General features: G+C 73.3%; 17 protein-coding genes. 7 read left to right on the top strand and 10 right to left on the bottom strand.

All coding sequences use genetic code 11. The annotated features are described in order from the left end of the window. Positions 1-6: 6 nt before the first annotated feature. The 6 genes from LCD35_RS00200 to LCD35_RS00225 form a co-directional block, all read right to left on the bottom strand. Entirely contained in the window at positions 7-1,497 is a 1,491-nt protein-coding gene (locus LCD35_RS00200) for an aldehyde dehydrogenase (protein ID WP_224957597.1), read from the bottom strand. 1 nt (position 1,498) lies between these two features. Beyond that, positions 1,499-2,236, bottom strand: a complete 738-nt coding sequence (locus tag LCD35_RS00205; RefSeq protein ID WP_224965806.1) for an alpha/beta fold hydrolase — start codon at positions 2,234-2,236, stop codon at positions 1,499-1,501. Beyond that, the gene (locus LCD35_RS00210) at positions 2,233-2,784 is read right to left on the bottom strand and encodes an amino acid synthesis family protein (RefSeq protein WP_224957600.1); all 552 of its coding nucleotides are present in this window, start codon (positions 2,782-2,784) and stop codon (positions 2,233-2,235) included. Before LCD35_RS00210 ends, LCD35_RS00205 begins: the two co-directional genes overlap by 4 nt. Next, positions 2,781-3,383, bottom strand: coding sequence for an amino acid synthesis family protein (locus LCD35_RS00215; RefSeq protein ID WP_224957602.1), 603 nt, complete (start codon positions 3,381-3,383; stop codon positions 2,781-2,783). The genes LCD35_RS00210 and LCD35_RS00215 overlap by 4 nt, the downstream gene beginning before the upstream one ends. Continuing rightward, the gene (locus LCD35_RS00220) at positions 3,380-4,510 is read right to left on the bottom strand and encodes an LLM class flavin-dependent oxidoreductase (RefSeq protein ID WP_224957604.1); all 1,131 of its coding nucleotides are present in this window, start codon (positions 4,508-4,510) and stop codon (positions 3,380-3,382) included. The genes LCD35_RS00215 and LCD35_RS00220 overlap by 4 nt, the downstream gene beginning before the upstream one ends. Before the next feature lie 165 nt (positions 4,511-4,675). Continuing rightward, on the bottom strand, positions 4,676-5,365 hold the full coding sequence (locus tag LCD35_RS00225; RefSeq protein WP_224965807.1) for a GntR family transcriptional regulator: 690 nt from the start codon (positions 5,363-5,365) through the stop codon (positions 4,676-4,678). A gap of 198 nt (positions 5,366-5,563) precedes the next feature. On the opposite strand from LCD35_RS00225, the gene LCD35_RS00230 reads away from it, so the two are divergent. From LCD35_RS00230 to LCD35_RS00250, 5 genes are all read left to right on the top strand, one after another. Continuing rightward, positions 5,564-6,142 (top strand): hypothetical protein, encoded by a 579-nt coding sequence (locus LCD35_RS00230; RefSeq protein WP_224957606.1) that lies wholly within the window; start codon positions 5,564-5,566, stop codon positions 6,140-6,142. A 28-nt stretch (positions 6,143-6,170) separates the two neighbouring features. After that, positions 6,171-6,611, top strand: coding sequence for an ester cyclase (locus LCD35_RS00235; RefSeq protein WP_224957607.1), 441 nt, complete (start codon positions 6,171-6,173; stop codon positions 6,609-6,611). Then, the gene (locus tag LCD35_RS00240; RefSeq protein ID WP_224957608.1) at positions 6,608-7,117 is read left to right on the top strand and encodes a flavin reductase family protein; all 510 of its coding nucleotides are present in this window, start codon (positions 6,608-6,610) and stop codon (positions 7,115-7,117) included. Before LCD35_RS00235 ends, LCD35_RS00240 begins: the two co-directional genes overlap by 4 nt. A gap of 79 nt (positions 7,118-7,196) precedes the next feature. After that, the gene (locus LCD35_RS00245) at positions 7,197-8,624 is read left to right on the top strand and encodes a cytosine permease (protein ID WP_224965808.1); all 1,428 of its coding nucleotides are present in this window, start codon (positions 7,197-7,199) and stop codon (positions 8,622-8,624) included. A 301-nt stretch (positions 8,625-8,925) separates the two neighbouring features. Continuing rightward, the gene (locus LCD35_RS00250; protein WP_224965809.1) at positions 8,926-9,945 is read left to right on the top strand and encodes a 3,4-dihydroxy-2-butanone-4-phosphate synthase; all 1,020 of its coding nucleotides are present in this window, start codon (positions 8,926-8,928) and stop codon (positions 9,943-9,945) included. Here the strand turns inward: LCD35_RS00250 and LCD35_RS00255 are convergent. Further along, a complete protein-coding gene (locus LCD35_RS00255; protein WP_225043535.1) occupies positions 9,942-10,445 on the bottom strand; it encodes a molybdopterin-binding protein in 504 nt (167 codons plus the stop codon). The two genes, LCD35_RS00250 and LCD35_RS00255, sit on opposite strands and share 4 nt — an antisense overlap. 119 nt (positions 10,446-10,564) lie before the next feature. Next, the gene (locus tag LCD35_RS00260; RefSeq protein WP_224957612.1) at positions 10,565-10,741 is read right to left on the bottom strand and encodes a hypothetical protein; all 177 of its coding nucleotides are present in this window, start codon (positions 10,739-10,741) and stop codon (positions 10,565-10,567) included. Positions 10,742-10,912: 171 nt separating this feature from the next. Here LCD35_RS00260 and LCD35_RS00265 point away from each other — a divergent pair, with 171 nt between their 5' ends. Beyond that, positions 10,913-11,569: an NAD(P)-dependent oxidoreductase gene (locus tag LCD35_RS00265; protein ID WP_225043536.1), complete on the top strand. Its 657-nt coding sequence runs from the start codon at positions 10,913-10,915 to the stop codon at positions 11,567-11,569. 1 nt (position 11,570) lies between these two features. On the opposite strand, the gene LCD35_RS00270 is transcribed toward LCD35_RS00265, so the two are convergent. Further along, entirely contained in the window at positions 11,571-12,794 is a 1,224-nt protein-coding gene (locus LCD35_RS00270) for an MFS transporter (protein WP_255613930.1), read from the bottom strand. A 485-nt stretch (positions 12,795-13,279) separates the two neighbouring features. Then, positions 13,280-13,855 (bottom strand): M15 family metallopeptidase, encoded by a 576-nt coding sequence (locus LCD35_RS00275; protein WP_225043537.1) that lies wholly within the window; start codon positions 13,853-13,855, stop codon positions 13,280-13,282. Positions 13,856-13,941: 86 nt separating this feature from the next. On the opposite strand from LCD35_RS00275, the gene LCD35_RS00280 reads away from it, so the two are divergent. Next, on the top strand, positions 13,942-14,619 hold the full coding sequence (locus LCD35_RS00280) for a response regulator transcription factor (protein ID WP_224957618.1): 678 nt from the start codon (positions 13,942-13,944) through the stop codon (positions 14,617-14,619). Positions 14,620-14,627: the final 8 nt, after the last annotated feature.

Genomic DNA, 14,627 nt, shown 5'->3' on the forward strand with positions numbered 1-14,627 from the left:
GAACCGTCAGGAACCCAGCACGAACGGGTCCCGCGCCGGGCTCTCGTCGGTGTTGATCCAGACGCTCTTGAGCCTGGTGTACTCGCGCAGCACCTCGGTGCCGTGCTCGATGCCGACCCCGCTCTGCTTGAACCCGGAGCGCGGCGACATCGGCGACATCGCGCGGTAGGTGTTCACCCACACCGTCCCGGCCTCCAGCACCGAGGCGAGCCGGTGCGCCCGCGCCAGGTCCCGCGTCCACACCCCGGCGGCCAGCCCGTAGGTGGTGTCGTTGGCCAGCGCCACCACCTCGTCCTCGGTGTCGAACGGCATCACCGTGAGCACCGGGCCGAAGATCTCCTCCTGGCAGACCCGCATCCCGTTGTCGGTGTCCACGAACACGGTGGGGGAGTAGAAGTAGCCGTCCAGGCCCACGTCCGGCCGCTCGCCGCCGGTCAGCACCCGGCCGCCCTCCTCGCGGCCGATCCGCACGTACTCCTCGATCTTGTCCCGCTGGTCGCCGAACGCGACCGGGCCGAGCTCGGTCTCCGGCTCCAGCGGGTCGCCGATCTTGATGGTGGCGGCGCGGGCCGCGACCTTCTCCAGCACCTCGTCGTAGACGCCGCGCTGCAGGAAGACCCGGCTGCCCGCGATGCAGGTCTGCCCGGCGGCGGCGAAGATCCCGGCGACGATGCCCATCGCGGCGCTGTCGGTGTCGGCGTCGTCGAAGACGATGTTCGGCGACTTGCCGCCCAGCTCCAGCGTCACCGGCACGAACCGGGAACCGCAGGCGGCGGAGATCCGCGAACCGGTCGCGGTGCTGCCGGTGAAGCTGAGCTTCGCGACCTGCGGGTGCTCCACCAGCGCGTTCCCGGCGTCCGCGCCGAATCCGGTGACCACGTTGACCACGCCCGGCGGGAAACCGGCCTGCTCGAACAGCGGCACCAGCTTCAGCACCGACGCCGAGGTGTGCTCGGACGGCTTGATCACCACGGTGTTGCCCGCGGCCAGCGCCGGCGCGATCTTCGCGGTGGTCAGCATCAGCGGCGAGTTCCACGGGGTGATCGCCCCGACCACGCCCACCGGCTCGCGCTGGGTGTAGTTGAGCAGCTTGGTGCTGTTCGCGGGGATGACCTCGCCGTGGATCTTGTCGGCGTAACCGGCGTAGTAGTAGAAGTACTCCGGGATCCCGGCCAGCTGGGACCGCATCTCGCGCAGCAGCTTGCCGTTGTCCAGGGTCTCGGTGCGGGCCAGGTCCTCGGCGTTCTCGGTGATGAGGTCGCCGAGCCTGCGCAGCAACCGCCCGCGCGCGGTCTGGGACAGGTCGCGCCAGGACGGCGCCTCGAACGCCGCCCGCGCGGCGCGCACCGCGCGGTCCACGTCGGCCTCGGTGCCGCGCGCCGCCTCGTACCAGGGCTGCGCGGTGGTCGGGTTGGTGCTGGCGAAGTAGCCGCCTTCGGCCGGGGCGACCCACTCGCCTGCGATGTAGTGCTCGTAGCGGGGGAGTTCGGTGCTCATCTCAACGCTCCACGGTCGTGCGGGTGAGGTGCGTGCGGATCTCGGCGACCAGTCGGTCCGGCCGTTCCAGCGGCAGCAGGTGCCGGGCGCCGGGGACGACGACGGCGTGCGCCTCCGGGATGGTCGCGGCCAAGTGCTCGGTCATCGCGGGCGTCGAACCGGGGTCCTCGGCACCGGTGATCGCCAGCGTCGGTGCCGTGATCCCCGGCAGCAGCGGGGCCAGTTCGCGGTCCGCCGTCGCGAAGATCCGGTAGCAGGCCAGGTAGTCGTCGAGGTCGTTGCCCAGCAGGGTGGTGCGCAGCCGGTCGGCCAGTTCCGGTTCGCGCGCCTGCCAGTCCGGGCTCATCCACCGCTGCACGGCGGCCTCCGCGGTCCCGGCGAAGTCCTGCGCCACGCCGCGCAGCCGGTCGCCGACCGCGGCCGACTGCTCCGGGCTGCGGGCGGCCACCGAGCTCACCAGCACCAGCGACCGCACCAGCTCCGGGCGGCGCACCGCGAGGCACTGCGCCACCAGCGCGCCGAGCGAGAACCCGACCAGGTGGGCGGGACCGCTCAGCCGCCGCGCCACCGCCGCGGCGAGGTCGTCGAGCTCCGCGTCCGGCTCGACGGCCCCGCCCGCGCCGTGGCCCGGCAGGTCCGGGGCCAGCACCGGGTTGTCCCGGGCCAGCTCCGGCGCGCACCGGTCCCACATGCGGTGGTCCAGGCCGACGCCGTGCAGCAGGACCAGCTGGTCGGTCATCGCTCGCTCGACAGCGGGGCGAGCCGCGCCTGCGGGCGGCCCTGCGCCGCCGCGGCCAGGCCGACCACGATCTCGTCGGCGCGCGGTGCGTCGGCCAGCCGCACCTCGATGCTCTGGTGGTGCGAGCGGATCGTCGCGTCGGTGATGTGCTTGAGCGGGATGTCGAAGGTGGTGCCGGCCGCCGCGCGCTTCTCCACCGCGGGCAGCAGCGTGGTGGCGCTCGCGGCCTGCCGGAAGTGGTCGCCGAACTTCAAGGTGTGGATCAGCGCCGACCCGTGCTCGACCTCGCCGTCCAGCCCGACGATCGCGGCCTTGCCGTAGGCCTCGATCGGCTCGCCCAGCGCCTCCACCACGCGGGGTGCGAGCAGGGCGCCCAGCGGGGACGCGAACTCCTCGATGCCGGGCGCGAGGTCCGCCACGAACCCCTCGCCGGCCCACGGGTTCTGCAGCACCGCCAGCACCACCGCGGTGCGCGCCCGCGGGTCCACCGGGCGGCCGCCTTCGGTGAGCACGTCCTCGGTGTAGCTCACGATCTTGCGGATGTTCATCGGTCCTCCAGGTCTGCCAGCCGCACCACCGGATCCGTCTTGCGGTCGCCGATGCGGGCGTTGGGGCGCGGTCCGGTCGACGCGGCCGCGATGACGACGATCTCGTCGTCGGCGGGCGCGTCCGGGATGCGCACCGGGATGGTCTGGTAGTGCGAGCGGGTGGCCGCGTCGGTCTTGTGCCAGATCGGCACGGTCAGCGTGGTCCCGGCGGGCCCGCGCTCGTCGGAGAACACGATGACCGCGGTGCCGCCCGCCAGTTCCCGCAGCACGTTGCCGAAGTACGGGGTGTGGATCAGCGCCGCGCCGTGCTCGATCTCGCCGTCCAGGCCGACGATGGCGGCCTTGCCGAACGCGGTGATCTCGGCCTCGCCGCCGTTCGCCGTGGTCAGCGCCGCGGTGAGCTCGTCGTGCAGGGTGCGGGCGAGGCCGGGCGCGATCCGCTCCACCTCCGCGGAGAGGTCCGCGACGTGGCCGCGGCCCGCCCACGGGTTCGGGATCACCGCGGCCGCGGCGGCGCGGTGCGCGGTGGACTCCACCGGGGAGCCCAGCTCGCGCAGCACGGTCTCCGTCGTGGTGACGACCTTGCGCGGCCCGCTCACGAGCCGGAGCCCTGGAAGCGCGGCATGACCTTCTCGGTGAACAGTTCGAGGCTGCGCATCGCGTGCTCGTGGCGCAGGCCGGGGTGCGTGGTCCACAGCAGCAGGTGCTCCAGGTTCAGCTCCTCCTGCAGCTCCTCGATCTTGCCCGCCACGTGCTCCGGGGTGCCGACGAGCAGGTTGCGCTGCTCCAGGAACTCGAAGGACAGCTCGTGGGCGTCGGTGAGCTCCTCACCGGCCTCCATCAGGTTGCCCAGCCCGCGCCAGTGGGTGATCCACTTGTAGGAGGTCAGCAGCGCCTCCTCGAACTGGGCGCGGGCCTGCTCCATGGTGTCGGCGACGAACACGTCGCGGACCAGGCCGATGCCCTCGCCCAGCGCCAGGTCCCGGCCCGCCGCCTGCGCGGAGTCCTTGTACAGCTGGAAGCGGTCCTTGAGCGCCGAGATCGGCGGCAGCCAGAACAGCCCCTGCACGCCCTGCTGGGCGGCGGTCTGGATGGACCGCGGGCTGTCGATCACCTGCCACAGCGGCGGGTGCGGGCGCTGGTAGGGGCGCGGGGTGACGGCGAGCTTGGTGATCACGCCGTCCTCGGTGAACTCCGGGGTGGCGGGCGAGAGCGGGTGCTCCCAGCGCACGCCGGGGGCCGGGAAGGTGTAGAAGCGCCCGTCGTGCGAGAAGAACTCGTTCGACCACGCCTTCTGCAGGATCTCCACGGTCTCGTCGAACAGCGCCCGGTTCTGCTCCTGGTCGCGCGGGTCGGCGAGCGTGTTGAGGTTCAGCGCCTCCCGCCCGTAGAGCCCGCGGCCCAGGCCGACCTCGACGCGGCCGCCGGAGAGCTGGTCGAGCTGCGCGATGTCCTCGGCCAGCCGCAGCGGGTGCCAGAACGTGGCGATGTTCGCGGCCTGCCCGATGCGGATGTTCTCGGTGCGGGCGGCGATGTCCGCGCCCATCAGCACCGGGTTCGCGATCAGCTCGTAGCCCTCGTGGCCGAAGTGGTGCTCGGTGTACCAGATGGACCAGAACCCGGCCTGGTCCGCGTACCGCGCGAACTCCCGGGTCTCGTTCATGACCTGGTCGTACTCGCCGAACCGCCCGGGTGCGCCGAGGTTGTGGAAGATGGAGAAACGCATGTCTGCCTCCACGTCGAGGAGAGGGATCCGCACCGGACGGTGCGCGGGTGCCGCGGAGACCGGACGGGCGCGGGGATCGCGCCGCCGGGCGGGCGTGCTCGGGGGACCACCGCCGGGAGAGCTCCCCGCGGTGGCCGGTCTTCTCTTGCCGGGGCCGAAGCCGGATCACTCCGGGGCGGGCTGCTCCCGGTGGGTCATGGCCTCGCGCTCGCTGCACCGGACGTGGTCGCGCATGGCCTGCTCGGCGCCGAACGCGTCCTTGTCCACGATCCGCTTGAACACCTCGTGGTGCTCGTGCAGCGAGGCGCCCAGCCGCCCCGGGTGGCGCAACGTGTTCATCACGACCCGGTGGTAGGCGAGCTGGTTCATCAGCATCTGGTAGTGCTCGGCGAGCCTGCTGTTGTCCGCGCCCTGGATGACCAGGCCGTGGAAGTCGTGCACCAGCTGGGCGTAGCGCTCCACGTCGCCGTCGGCGACGGCGCGTTCGGACTCGGCGAGGTTGTCGCGCAGCAGATCGACCTCCGCGACGCGGCCCCGCTGCGCCAGCAGCTGCACGCCGAGCCCCTCCAGCACCGCCTTCAGCTGGAACAGCTCGCCGAGCTCGCGCCGGGACGGTTCGCGCACGAAGCTGCCGACCCGGGGGACGACCTCGACCAGACCTTCGGTCTGGAGCTGCTGGAGGGCTTCCCTGATGGGAGTCCGGCTCGTGCCGTAGGTCTCGGCGAGGGTGCCCTCCGACAGCAGCGCACCGGGCTGGTGCTCGCCGCGGATGATCGCCTCGCGCAAACCGTCCAGCACTCGGGCCCGAGCGCCCCGGGCTTGCATACCAGCGGCCCGTGTTCCGGTCTCTTGCATGGCAGGCACGCTAGCCAGACCGTGCTGGGCAGGTCAATGGGAACCCGTGATTTTTTCGCGGTACCGCCTGGTGATCGATGATCTGGCCAGTGGATCCCAGGTGGATTCTTGACAGTGACCTGGTCCACTCGTAGCGTCCCGCTGACATACAAGCAGGCTCGGTCGGACGGGCACTCGATCCGGACGGGGGACGAAGCGTTGGTCGATGCGGCGGAACCCGGAACCGGTGACCTGGCCAGGGCGGTGGACGTGCTGGCCGCGGAACTGGAACTGCTCACCGGCCACCGGCCGGTGCGGCGGCGACTCGTTCCCGGCCAGGCCCACGTGCACCGGATCGCGCTGACCTGGTGCGGCCGCCGGGACGAACCGGAGGTCTGCCTCCAGGTCCTCGCCCACCCGGCCGCCACCGGCACCGACCCCGGCTGGCTGCCCGCGGAAGCGGGTGCGCTGGCCGAATCGGTCGACATCAAGGCCCGCGCCGAGCGGTTCAAGGACCGCGACACCGGGATCGCGGCCTGGACCGGGCGGACCGGGCCGGGCTACCACCTCGTGCTGCTCGACACCGCGGGCGACCGGACCCGCGCCGAGCTGGACGGCAGGTGCGCGGCGCTGGAGGCCGGGTACCTCGACGGCGCCGGCTGGATGCGCTTGTACACCGACGGAAGGTTCGGCGAGGGAACGTTCACCCGAGTCGTGGAGCGCGTGCGCAACGACGTGCGCAGCCGCCTGGGCATCCCCGGCGGGCGCGCGCCGAACAGGAACCAGGGCCTGTGCTGACCCTGGACGGGCATCGAAGGAGTGACACATGGCCGCAGGACAGGACTCGCCGCGCAAGCAGCGGATCCGCGCAGCGTGGACCGCGTGCTGGGACCGCGGGGACGTCGACGCGCTCGACGAGCTGCTGGCCCCGGGCTACGCGCGGACCTCGGCGTCCGACGGCGCGGTGCAGGACCGCGCAGGCTTCAAGGAATCCATCCTGACCACCAGGGAGGCGTTCCCCGACCTCACCACCGAGGTGGAGGAACTGGTGGAGGAGGGCGACCGGGTGGTGATCCGCTGGCGCAGCCGCGGCACTCACACCGAGACCTTCCTGGACGTGCCGCCCACCGGCCGCGCCGTCGAGGTCGTCGGCGTCACCTTCGCCACCTTCGACGGCGACCGGGTGACCGCGGAATGGGTCACCTGGGACCCGCGCCAGCTGCTGCGGGCGCTGGGCATCATCTCGATCGGGGAGGGAAACCGATGAGCACGCGGACCGAGCAGGCCGTCGACCCCGCCGCGGTGCGCGAGGTGCACCGCCGCTTCGTCACCGGCGTCACCGTGGTGACCGCGATGGACGGCGAAGTGCCGCGCGGGCTCGCCGTGAACGCGTTCTGCAGCGTCTCGCTGGAACCGCCGATGGTGATGGTCTGCGTGCAGACCACCTCCAGCACCTACCCGGCGCTGGTGCGCGCGAGCCACCTCGGCATCAACATCCTCGCCGCCGACCAGCTGCCCGTCGCGGGAGTCTTCGCCTCCAAGAACACCGACAAGTTCGCCGAGGTCGACTGGTCGCCCGGCCCGCACGGTTCGCCGCTGCTGACCGGCTCGGCGGCCGCCGTCGAAGTGGAGATCGGGGAACGGCTGCGCGCCGCCACCCACACCGTGTTCGTCGGCCGCATCGTGCAGGCCGAGCACCGCGACGTCGATCCGCTGGTGTACCGGGCCGGGAAGTTCTTCGCGCCCGCCGACATGACCCCGCTCAGCCCCTGAACCCGATCCCCGCCTGCGAGGCCGACCCCGGTCCCGCCTCGCACGCCGAGCCGTTCCGGCTCTCAGCACTGGAGAGACCATGACGCACGAGTCAGCGCCGACTCCGCAGCCCGCGTACGGCGAATCGGTGACGACGGTCGAGCCGTTCGGCGTCGACCACATCCCCGATTCCGAACGCCACGGCAAGCCGAGTTCCCAGTTCTTCGTCTGGTTCGCGGCGAACCTCAACTTCCCGATCATGATGCTCGGGTTCAACGCCATCGCCCTCGGGCTCAGCTTCACCGCCGCCGTCACCGCGGTCGCCGCCGGTGCCCTCGCCGGGTCGCTGCTGATGGCGACCATGTCCCGGATGGGCGTGCGGCTCGGCGTGCCGCAGCAGATCCAGGCCCGCGGCCCGCTCGGGTTCCTCGGCAACTTCATCCCGGTCGCCTACATCAACGTCTTCGCCGGGGTCGGCTGGGCATCGGTGACGGTGATCCTCGGTGGCAAGGCCATCGCCGAGCTGCTGCCGGTGCCGTTCTGGGTGGGGTCGCTGCTGCTGACGCTGGTGCAGCTGGTGGTGGCGATCTACGGATACAACATGATCCACTACCTGGAGCGGATCCTGGCGTTCGTGCTGCTCGCCCTGTTCCTGCTCATCACCGTGGTCGCGCTGGCGCGCGGCGCCGGCACGTTCCACGCCGACGCCACCGCCGACGGCTACATCGGCGGCTGGGGCGGGTGGATCACCTTCGCCGGCGCCTTCTTCGCGTTCCTGGTGGCCTGGTCGCCGTTCGCCTCCGACTACTCCCGCTACCTGCCGGACACCAAGCGCAGCGGGAAGCTGACCGCGCTGTTCACCGGGCTCGGCACGTTCATCACCGTGTTCTGGCTGGGCGTGGTGGGCGCGCTGCTGGGCAACAGCGCCACCACCAGCGACTCGATCGCGGCGCTGCACCAGCTCACCGGGCCGTTCGCGGTGCCCGCGCTGGCCGCGGTGATCCTCTCGGCGCTGTCGCAGAACTTCCTCAACGTCTACGGCGGGGCGATCTCGCTGCAGACGCTGCGGGTGCCGCTGACCCGGCCGCAGGGCGTGGCGCTGATCTGCGTGCTCGGCTTCCTGATCAGCCTGTGGGGCGAGACGGGGATCGAGGCGAAGTTCGAGGTCTTCCTGAGCCTGACCGCGTACTTCATCGCGCCGTTCGCCGCGGTGCTGCTGCTGGACTACTACGTGGGCGGGCGTTCGGACCGCAGCCGCATCGGCGAGCTCTACGACCGGAGCCGCGTCGTGGGCTGGGGCTTCGTGGCCTGGGCGGCCGGGGTGCTGCTGTCGGTGCCGTTCTGGCACTCGGCGCTCTACACCGGGCCGATCGCCGCGGCGCACCCGGAGTGGGGTTCGCTCGGCAACTACGTCGCCGCCGCGGTGGCCGCGATCGTGTACCTGGCCACCCGCCGGTTGCCGTACCTGTGGGTGCGGGGTTCGGCGCGGCGCAGCGGTGACGAGGTTCCGGCGACGTCGAAGTCCTGACGCCCCGCGGGGCGCGAACCCGGGGCCCGGGGGGGGGGGGGGGGGCCGCCGGGGCGGGGGGGGGGGGGTGGGGGGGGCCGATACCATTTTGTGGTGGGGGGGGGTGTGTTGGTAATGATGGCGCGGGGGTTTGGGCAATGGGGGGCGTGGGGGGGGGGGGGGCCCCCCCCCCCGCCCCCCCCCCCCCCCCCCCCCCGGCGGCGGCCGCGCCCCGGGCCCGGCCCCCGCCCCCCCCCCCGCCCCCCCCCACTTCCGGTACGCGGTCCGATGTGGACGGACCGGGTCGCAGCGAGGAGGAAGCATGACCACCACCACCGCCGACGCCGGCCCGGCGGCACCGGCCCGGCCCGCCGACCCGGTGGCCACCGCGCTCGGCGAGCTCGCCGCGGGGCGGGCCGTCGTGGTGCTCGACGACACCGGGCAGGAGGACGCCGCGCACCTCGTGCTCGCCGCCGAACACGCCACGCCGCCGCTGGTCGCGTTCGCGGTCCGGCACACCTCCGGCCTGCTCCGCGCGGCGATCGACGCCGGGCGCGCTGACGCGCTGCGGCTGCCGCCGATGACCCGGGCCGGGGTGCGTCCCGGCGGCGCGGTTCCCTCGGTGGCGGTGGACGCGGTCCGCGGCGTGGGCACCGGGATCTCGGCGGCCGACCGGGCGCGCACCATCGCGGCGCTCGCCGATCCGCGCACCGGGCCGGACGACCTGGCGCGGCCCGGCCACGTGGTCCCGCTGCGGGTGGACGCCGGGGGCGTGCTCGGCCACCGGGGGCCCGCGGAGGCCGCCGCCGACCTGGCCGCGCTCGCCGGTCTGCACCGCGCGGTCGCGTTCGGCGAGCTCGTCGGCCTGGACGACCCGACCCGCTTGGCGGGGGCGGCCGAAGCCCGGCTGTTCGCGCTGGAGCACGAGCTGGCGGTGGTGTCCGTCGACGAGGTCGCCGAGCACCGGATGCGGCGGGACGGCCTGGTCGAGCGGGGCGCGGAAGCGCGGTTGCCGTTGCCCGCCGGGACGTTCCGCGCCGTCGGCTACCGCGCCCGCGACGGTCGGGAGCACTTGGCGCTGGTGCGCGGCACGCCGCGGGGCGCGTCGCCGGTGCACGTCCACCGGGAGTGCGCCCTCGGCGAGGTCGCGGCCGGGCTGCACTGCACCTGCCGCGCCGAGCTGGACGCGGCGCTGGCGGCCGTGGCCGGGCGGGACGACGGCGTGGTCGTGCTGCTGCGCGCGGGCGGGCGCGCCGGGTCCTGCGGTTCGCCCACCGGGGCGCGGGAGGCGCGGGAACTGGAACTCGTCGCCGAGGCGATCCTCACCGACCTGCGCGGCTAGGGCGCGGTCACCAGGTCCTCGGCCGGGGCGATGTTCAGCAGCCGCAACCGGCAGACCTGGCGCACGTAGCGGCTGGCGCGGCCGTCGCACGGCATCACCAGCGTCGGCCGGGCGAGCGTCCGCCCGTTGTAGCGGGTGGCCAGCAGCGCCGAGCACGCCCCGAACTCGGGGTCGACCTCGGCCAGCGACAGCACCACCTGGAACCCGTCCTCGGAGGTCGCGAGCACCACCACGTTGAGCAGCCCCATCTTGTGCCGGTCGTCCAGCCGGGGTGCCGCTTCGACGAGCACTTCGTGCAGCGGGACCCCGCGCACCAGGTGCACCTGATCGCAGCGCCGGGTGCGGTAGTGCACCTGGCGCTGCACGGTGGCCCGCGCGTCCAGCTCGGCGGTGTCGAGCACCAGGTCGCCGCCCACGTCCCCGGTGATCAGCAGCTGTCCCGGGGGCGGGGCCGCCCGCTGCTCCGGGATGCGCGGCCGAGCGTCCGCAGGCGGTTCCATGCGCTTCACGTTAGGACGAGCCCGGTCGCCCCCACATCGCCCGAACGGGCGAGCTGGAGATCCGCGGAAGCGGAGGGAACCCGCCTGAGATACCGCAGGTGCGGGCCCGAACACGCGGATCACCGGATTTCGCGGCAACCGTGCGAGCGGCCCGCCTGCCCGGCGCGCCGGGCGAGCGGGCACAGCAGCACCGCCGGGTCCCGCAGCACCGACCGCCGGCCGCGGCGGCCGTCGTCGTGCCGGGCGGCGACCGCGGCGGTCTCCGCGTCGGAGGTCGCGGTCCCGCCGCTGAGCATCCGCGGCGATGCCGGTGGCGCGCGTGGCCGGTGGCTCGTCGGCTCCGCAGCTGACAGGAGGACCGGCCGTGCGCGGACCGGCCCGGTTCTCGGAAACGGTCCGGTCGGGGCGCTCATCGGGGCATGATGGCTCGGCGAGAGAGCGATGCCCCCACGAGTTCGGAGCGAGCCATGCAGATCGTCGTCCTCGGCGCGACCGGGCGGACCGGCGGCGCCGCCGTCGAGCACGCCCTCGACCGCGGGTACGGGGTGACCGCGTACGCGCGGAACCCCGACGCGATCACCCCGCGCCCCGGGCTGGCGGTCGTCGGGGGAGCGGTCGACGACGTCCCGGCGATGACGGCGGCCTTCGCCGGGCACGACGCCGTCGTCTCCTGCCTCGGCGCCCGCGTCGGAGCGGGATACCTGTGGCACGGCACCGATTTCCAGCGGCGCAGCCTGCCGCGGATCCTCGACGCGATCGAAGCGGCCGCGGTGCCGCGGTTAGTGCTGCTGTCCTCGCTCGGCATCGGCGACACCGCCCGGAAGCAGTCGTTCGTGCCGCGGCTGTTCGCCCGCACCCTCGCGAAGCGGCTGTTCGACGACAAGCTCGCCGCCGAGCGGGACCTGCCGCGGTGCGCGGCGGACTGGACCGCGGTCTACCCGGTGACGTTGAAGTCCGGCCCGGCCGACGAGGACCGCGAGCTCGCCCCGCTGGACGAGGTGACCGCGGTCCCCGGCAGGCCGGTGCTGACCTTCGCCACCGTCGCGGCCGCCCTGATCGACCTGGTGCCGGAGCAGGACGGTCCGCGGCGGCTCGTCCTCACCGCGCGCGGGGCCTGGCGCTGACCTACTTCTCGGCGCGCTGGACTTGCGCGTCGCCTTCGCCGGTGCTCAGGACGGGTTCGATGGTGCCGCGGCGGCCGCTCGTCTCGGGCGCGGCGAACCAGGCGGCCAGCGCCAGCACCGCGGTCAGCCCGGTCACCGCGAACGCGGCCCGGTAGGAGATGAGGTCGGCGAGCACCCCGGTGACCAGCGGGCCGAGGATCGACCCGACGTCCGCGCTCATCTGGAACGCGGCCAGCACCGGCCCGCCCTTGCCCTTCGCGCCGACGAGGTCGGCGACGGCCGCGTTCTGCGCCGGGTTCAGCAGCCCCGCACCGACTCCGGCGACCAGCGACACCGCCAGGAACACCGGCACCGAACCGCTGAAGCCCAGCGCCGCGGTGCCGAGCCCCGACACGGCCAGCCCGACGAGCACCAGCGGTTTCCGGCCGTGCAGGTCGGAGAGCCGCCCGGACACCATGATCACGGCGGCGTTGCCGACGGCGAACACCGACAGCGCCACGCCACCCATCGCCTGCGTGGAGCGCAGCGCTTCGACGACGAACAGCGGGATCAGCGCGATCCGCACCCCGTACACCGCCCAGCCCATGCTGAAGTTCGACAGCATCGCCGCCCGGTAGGTGCGCGAGCGCAGCGCTTCCCGGACCGTCATCGCCGGGACGTCGTCCCTCACCGGCGCCGCCAGCGTCGACTTCCGCAGCAGCAGCCAGCCGATGAACGCGGCGAGGAACAGCGCCGCCCCGTAGGTCAGGAACGGCATCCGCAGCGAGAAGCCCACCATGACGCTGCCGATGATCGGCCCGGAGATGTTGCCCAGCAGGAAGCTCGTCGCCCACAACCCGGACGCGCGCCCGCGCTGCTGCGGCGGCGCGAGCCGCACCAGCAGCGCCACCACCGACACGGTGAACATGGTGGAGCCGATGCCGCCGAGCGCGCGGAACACCAGCAGCTGCCAGTACGAGGTGGCGAACGCGCAGGCCGCGCTGCTGACGCCGACGATGCTGATGCCCCACACGTAGATCGGCCGCTCGCCGAACCAGGCGACGAGCCGCCCGCTGGCAGGGGCGAAGGCCAGGCGCATGAACGCGAACGCGCTGACGATGAACGACGCCGCCGTCACGCCCACGTCGAAGGAGGTCGCGAAGGCCGGCAGCGCGGGCGAGACGATGCCCATGCCGATCGCGACGATGAAGCTGCCGCCGACCAGGATCCAGATCTCGCGGGGCAACCGGGTTCCACTGCCGGGACCGCCCGACGCCTGGCTCGACGACTCACCTGACACCACTGCCTCGCTTCCGCTGGATGATCCGGGCTTCCCGGCCAAGAGGGCTCAACCGCGCCCGGGGCCAGCGCATTCCCAGCAGGTGGTGGGCCCTTGACAACTCGCGCCGGACGCGTCGACGCCCGGTTGTGGATCCACGAGGGTGATCTGGCGTGGCGGCCCGGAGGCCGACCGGGTGATCCGCGGGTCGGAGCCGGTGGAGATCGGGCCCGGGCGTGATCGCGCACCCGTTCCCCAGCCCGGGGACGGCGCTGTTCCTCGCCGAGCTGCCGGGGCACGGCCCGCACCACCGGCTCCCGGCGGTGGAGATGCGCGAGCGGATGCGGGCGTTGGCGCGGCGGGCGGCGCGCTTCGACGAACCGGAGCGCGAGGACTACGGCGCGGTCCGCTACGAGCGGGGGGCGGCCCGCCCCGCCGGCCGGGACGGGCCGTCACGGGCGGATCCGCGGGTCCTCGGTGGGGTCGGTGTAGGGCTGCGGACAACCCTCGGTGATGGCCAGCGGGCGGAGTTCGAAGTGCCACGGCTCGTTGGCGTAGATCTGGCAGAGCCCGTGGTCGTCACCGTGTCGGACCAGCCAGTCCGAGGCGTCGTACGGACCGATGTCCACGGCCTGGCCGGACACGTGCGCGGAGGTCTCGGCGGTGGCGACCCAGCGCGCGGCCTCGGCGCGGGAACCGTAGGTGGTGACGGCGTCCTGCAACATCCGTTCCTGGAGGCCCGGTGATCGCCAGCCGCTGTTGACGCGGAACCGCAGTCCCTCGTCCTCGGCCTCGGTCGCGGCGGCCCGCAGCGCCTTCAGCAGGTCCTCGTCGAGCTTCGCGACGGCGGGTTCGGCGTCGTCGAACACCGACACCTCCCGGTCGTCGGGGATCGCGCCGTCCTCGGCGGTGGGTTCGCCGCGCAGCGCGGGAGAAGCGGCGATCGTCACGGCGACGCCGAGGGCGCCGAGCAGCGCGACGGCGGAGGCGGTGGTGATCCGGTTCCGGAGGTGCGGTGTCGTGGTCATGCCACCAGCGAAGACCCCGCGCCGTTGCCACCGCGTATTCGTTTTCGCATACGCTGGCGATACGTCCGCCGAACTAGCATTCCCCCATGCGAGTGCTGATCGTCGAGGACGAGCGCTACCTGGCCGAGGCGATCCGGGACGGCCTGCGGCTGGAGGCGATCGCCGCCGACGTGGCCGGGGACGGCGACACCGCGCTGGAGCTGCTGCAGGTCAACTCCTACGATCTCGCGGTCCTCGACCGGGACGTCCCCGGCCCGTCCGGGGACGACGTGGCGCGGTGGATCGTCGGCTCGGGCAGCGGGCTCCCCATCCTGATGCTCACCGCCGCGGATCGGTTGCACGACAAGGAGACCGGCTTCGAACTCGGCGCCGACGACTACCTGACGAAACCGTTCGCGCTGCGGGAGCTGGTGCTGCGGCTGCGCGCGCTGGACCGCAGGCGGGAGCGGTCCCGGCCGCCGGTGCGGGAGATCACGGGGCTGCGGCTGGACCCGTTCCGGCGCGAGGTGTTCCGCGACGGCAGGCACGTCGCGCTCACCCGCAAGCAGTTCGCGGTGCTGGAGGTCCTCGTCGGCGCGGAGGGCGGCGTGGTCAGCGCGGAGGAGCTGCTGGCGCGGGCCTGGGACGAGAACGCCGACCCGTTCACCAACGCGGTCCGCATCACGGTGTCCGCGCTGCGCAAACGGCTCGGCGAACCGTGGCTGATCACGACCGTCCCCGGCGTCGGCTACCGGATCGAGGCCGCGGTGGACGACCGTGGCTAGGCGCCCCG

Origin of the sequence: Saccharopolyspora sp. 6V, assembly GCF_020176785.1 — a bacterium.
GTDB classification, from domain to species: Bacteria; Actinomycetota; Actinomycetes; order Mycobacteriales; family Pseudonocardiaceae; genus Saccharopolyspora_C; species Saccharopolyspora_C gregorii.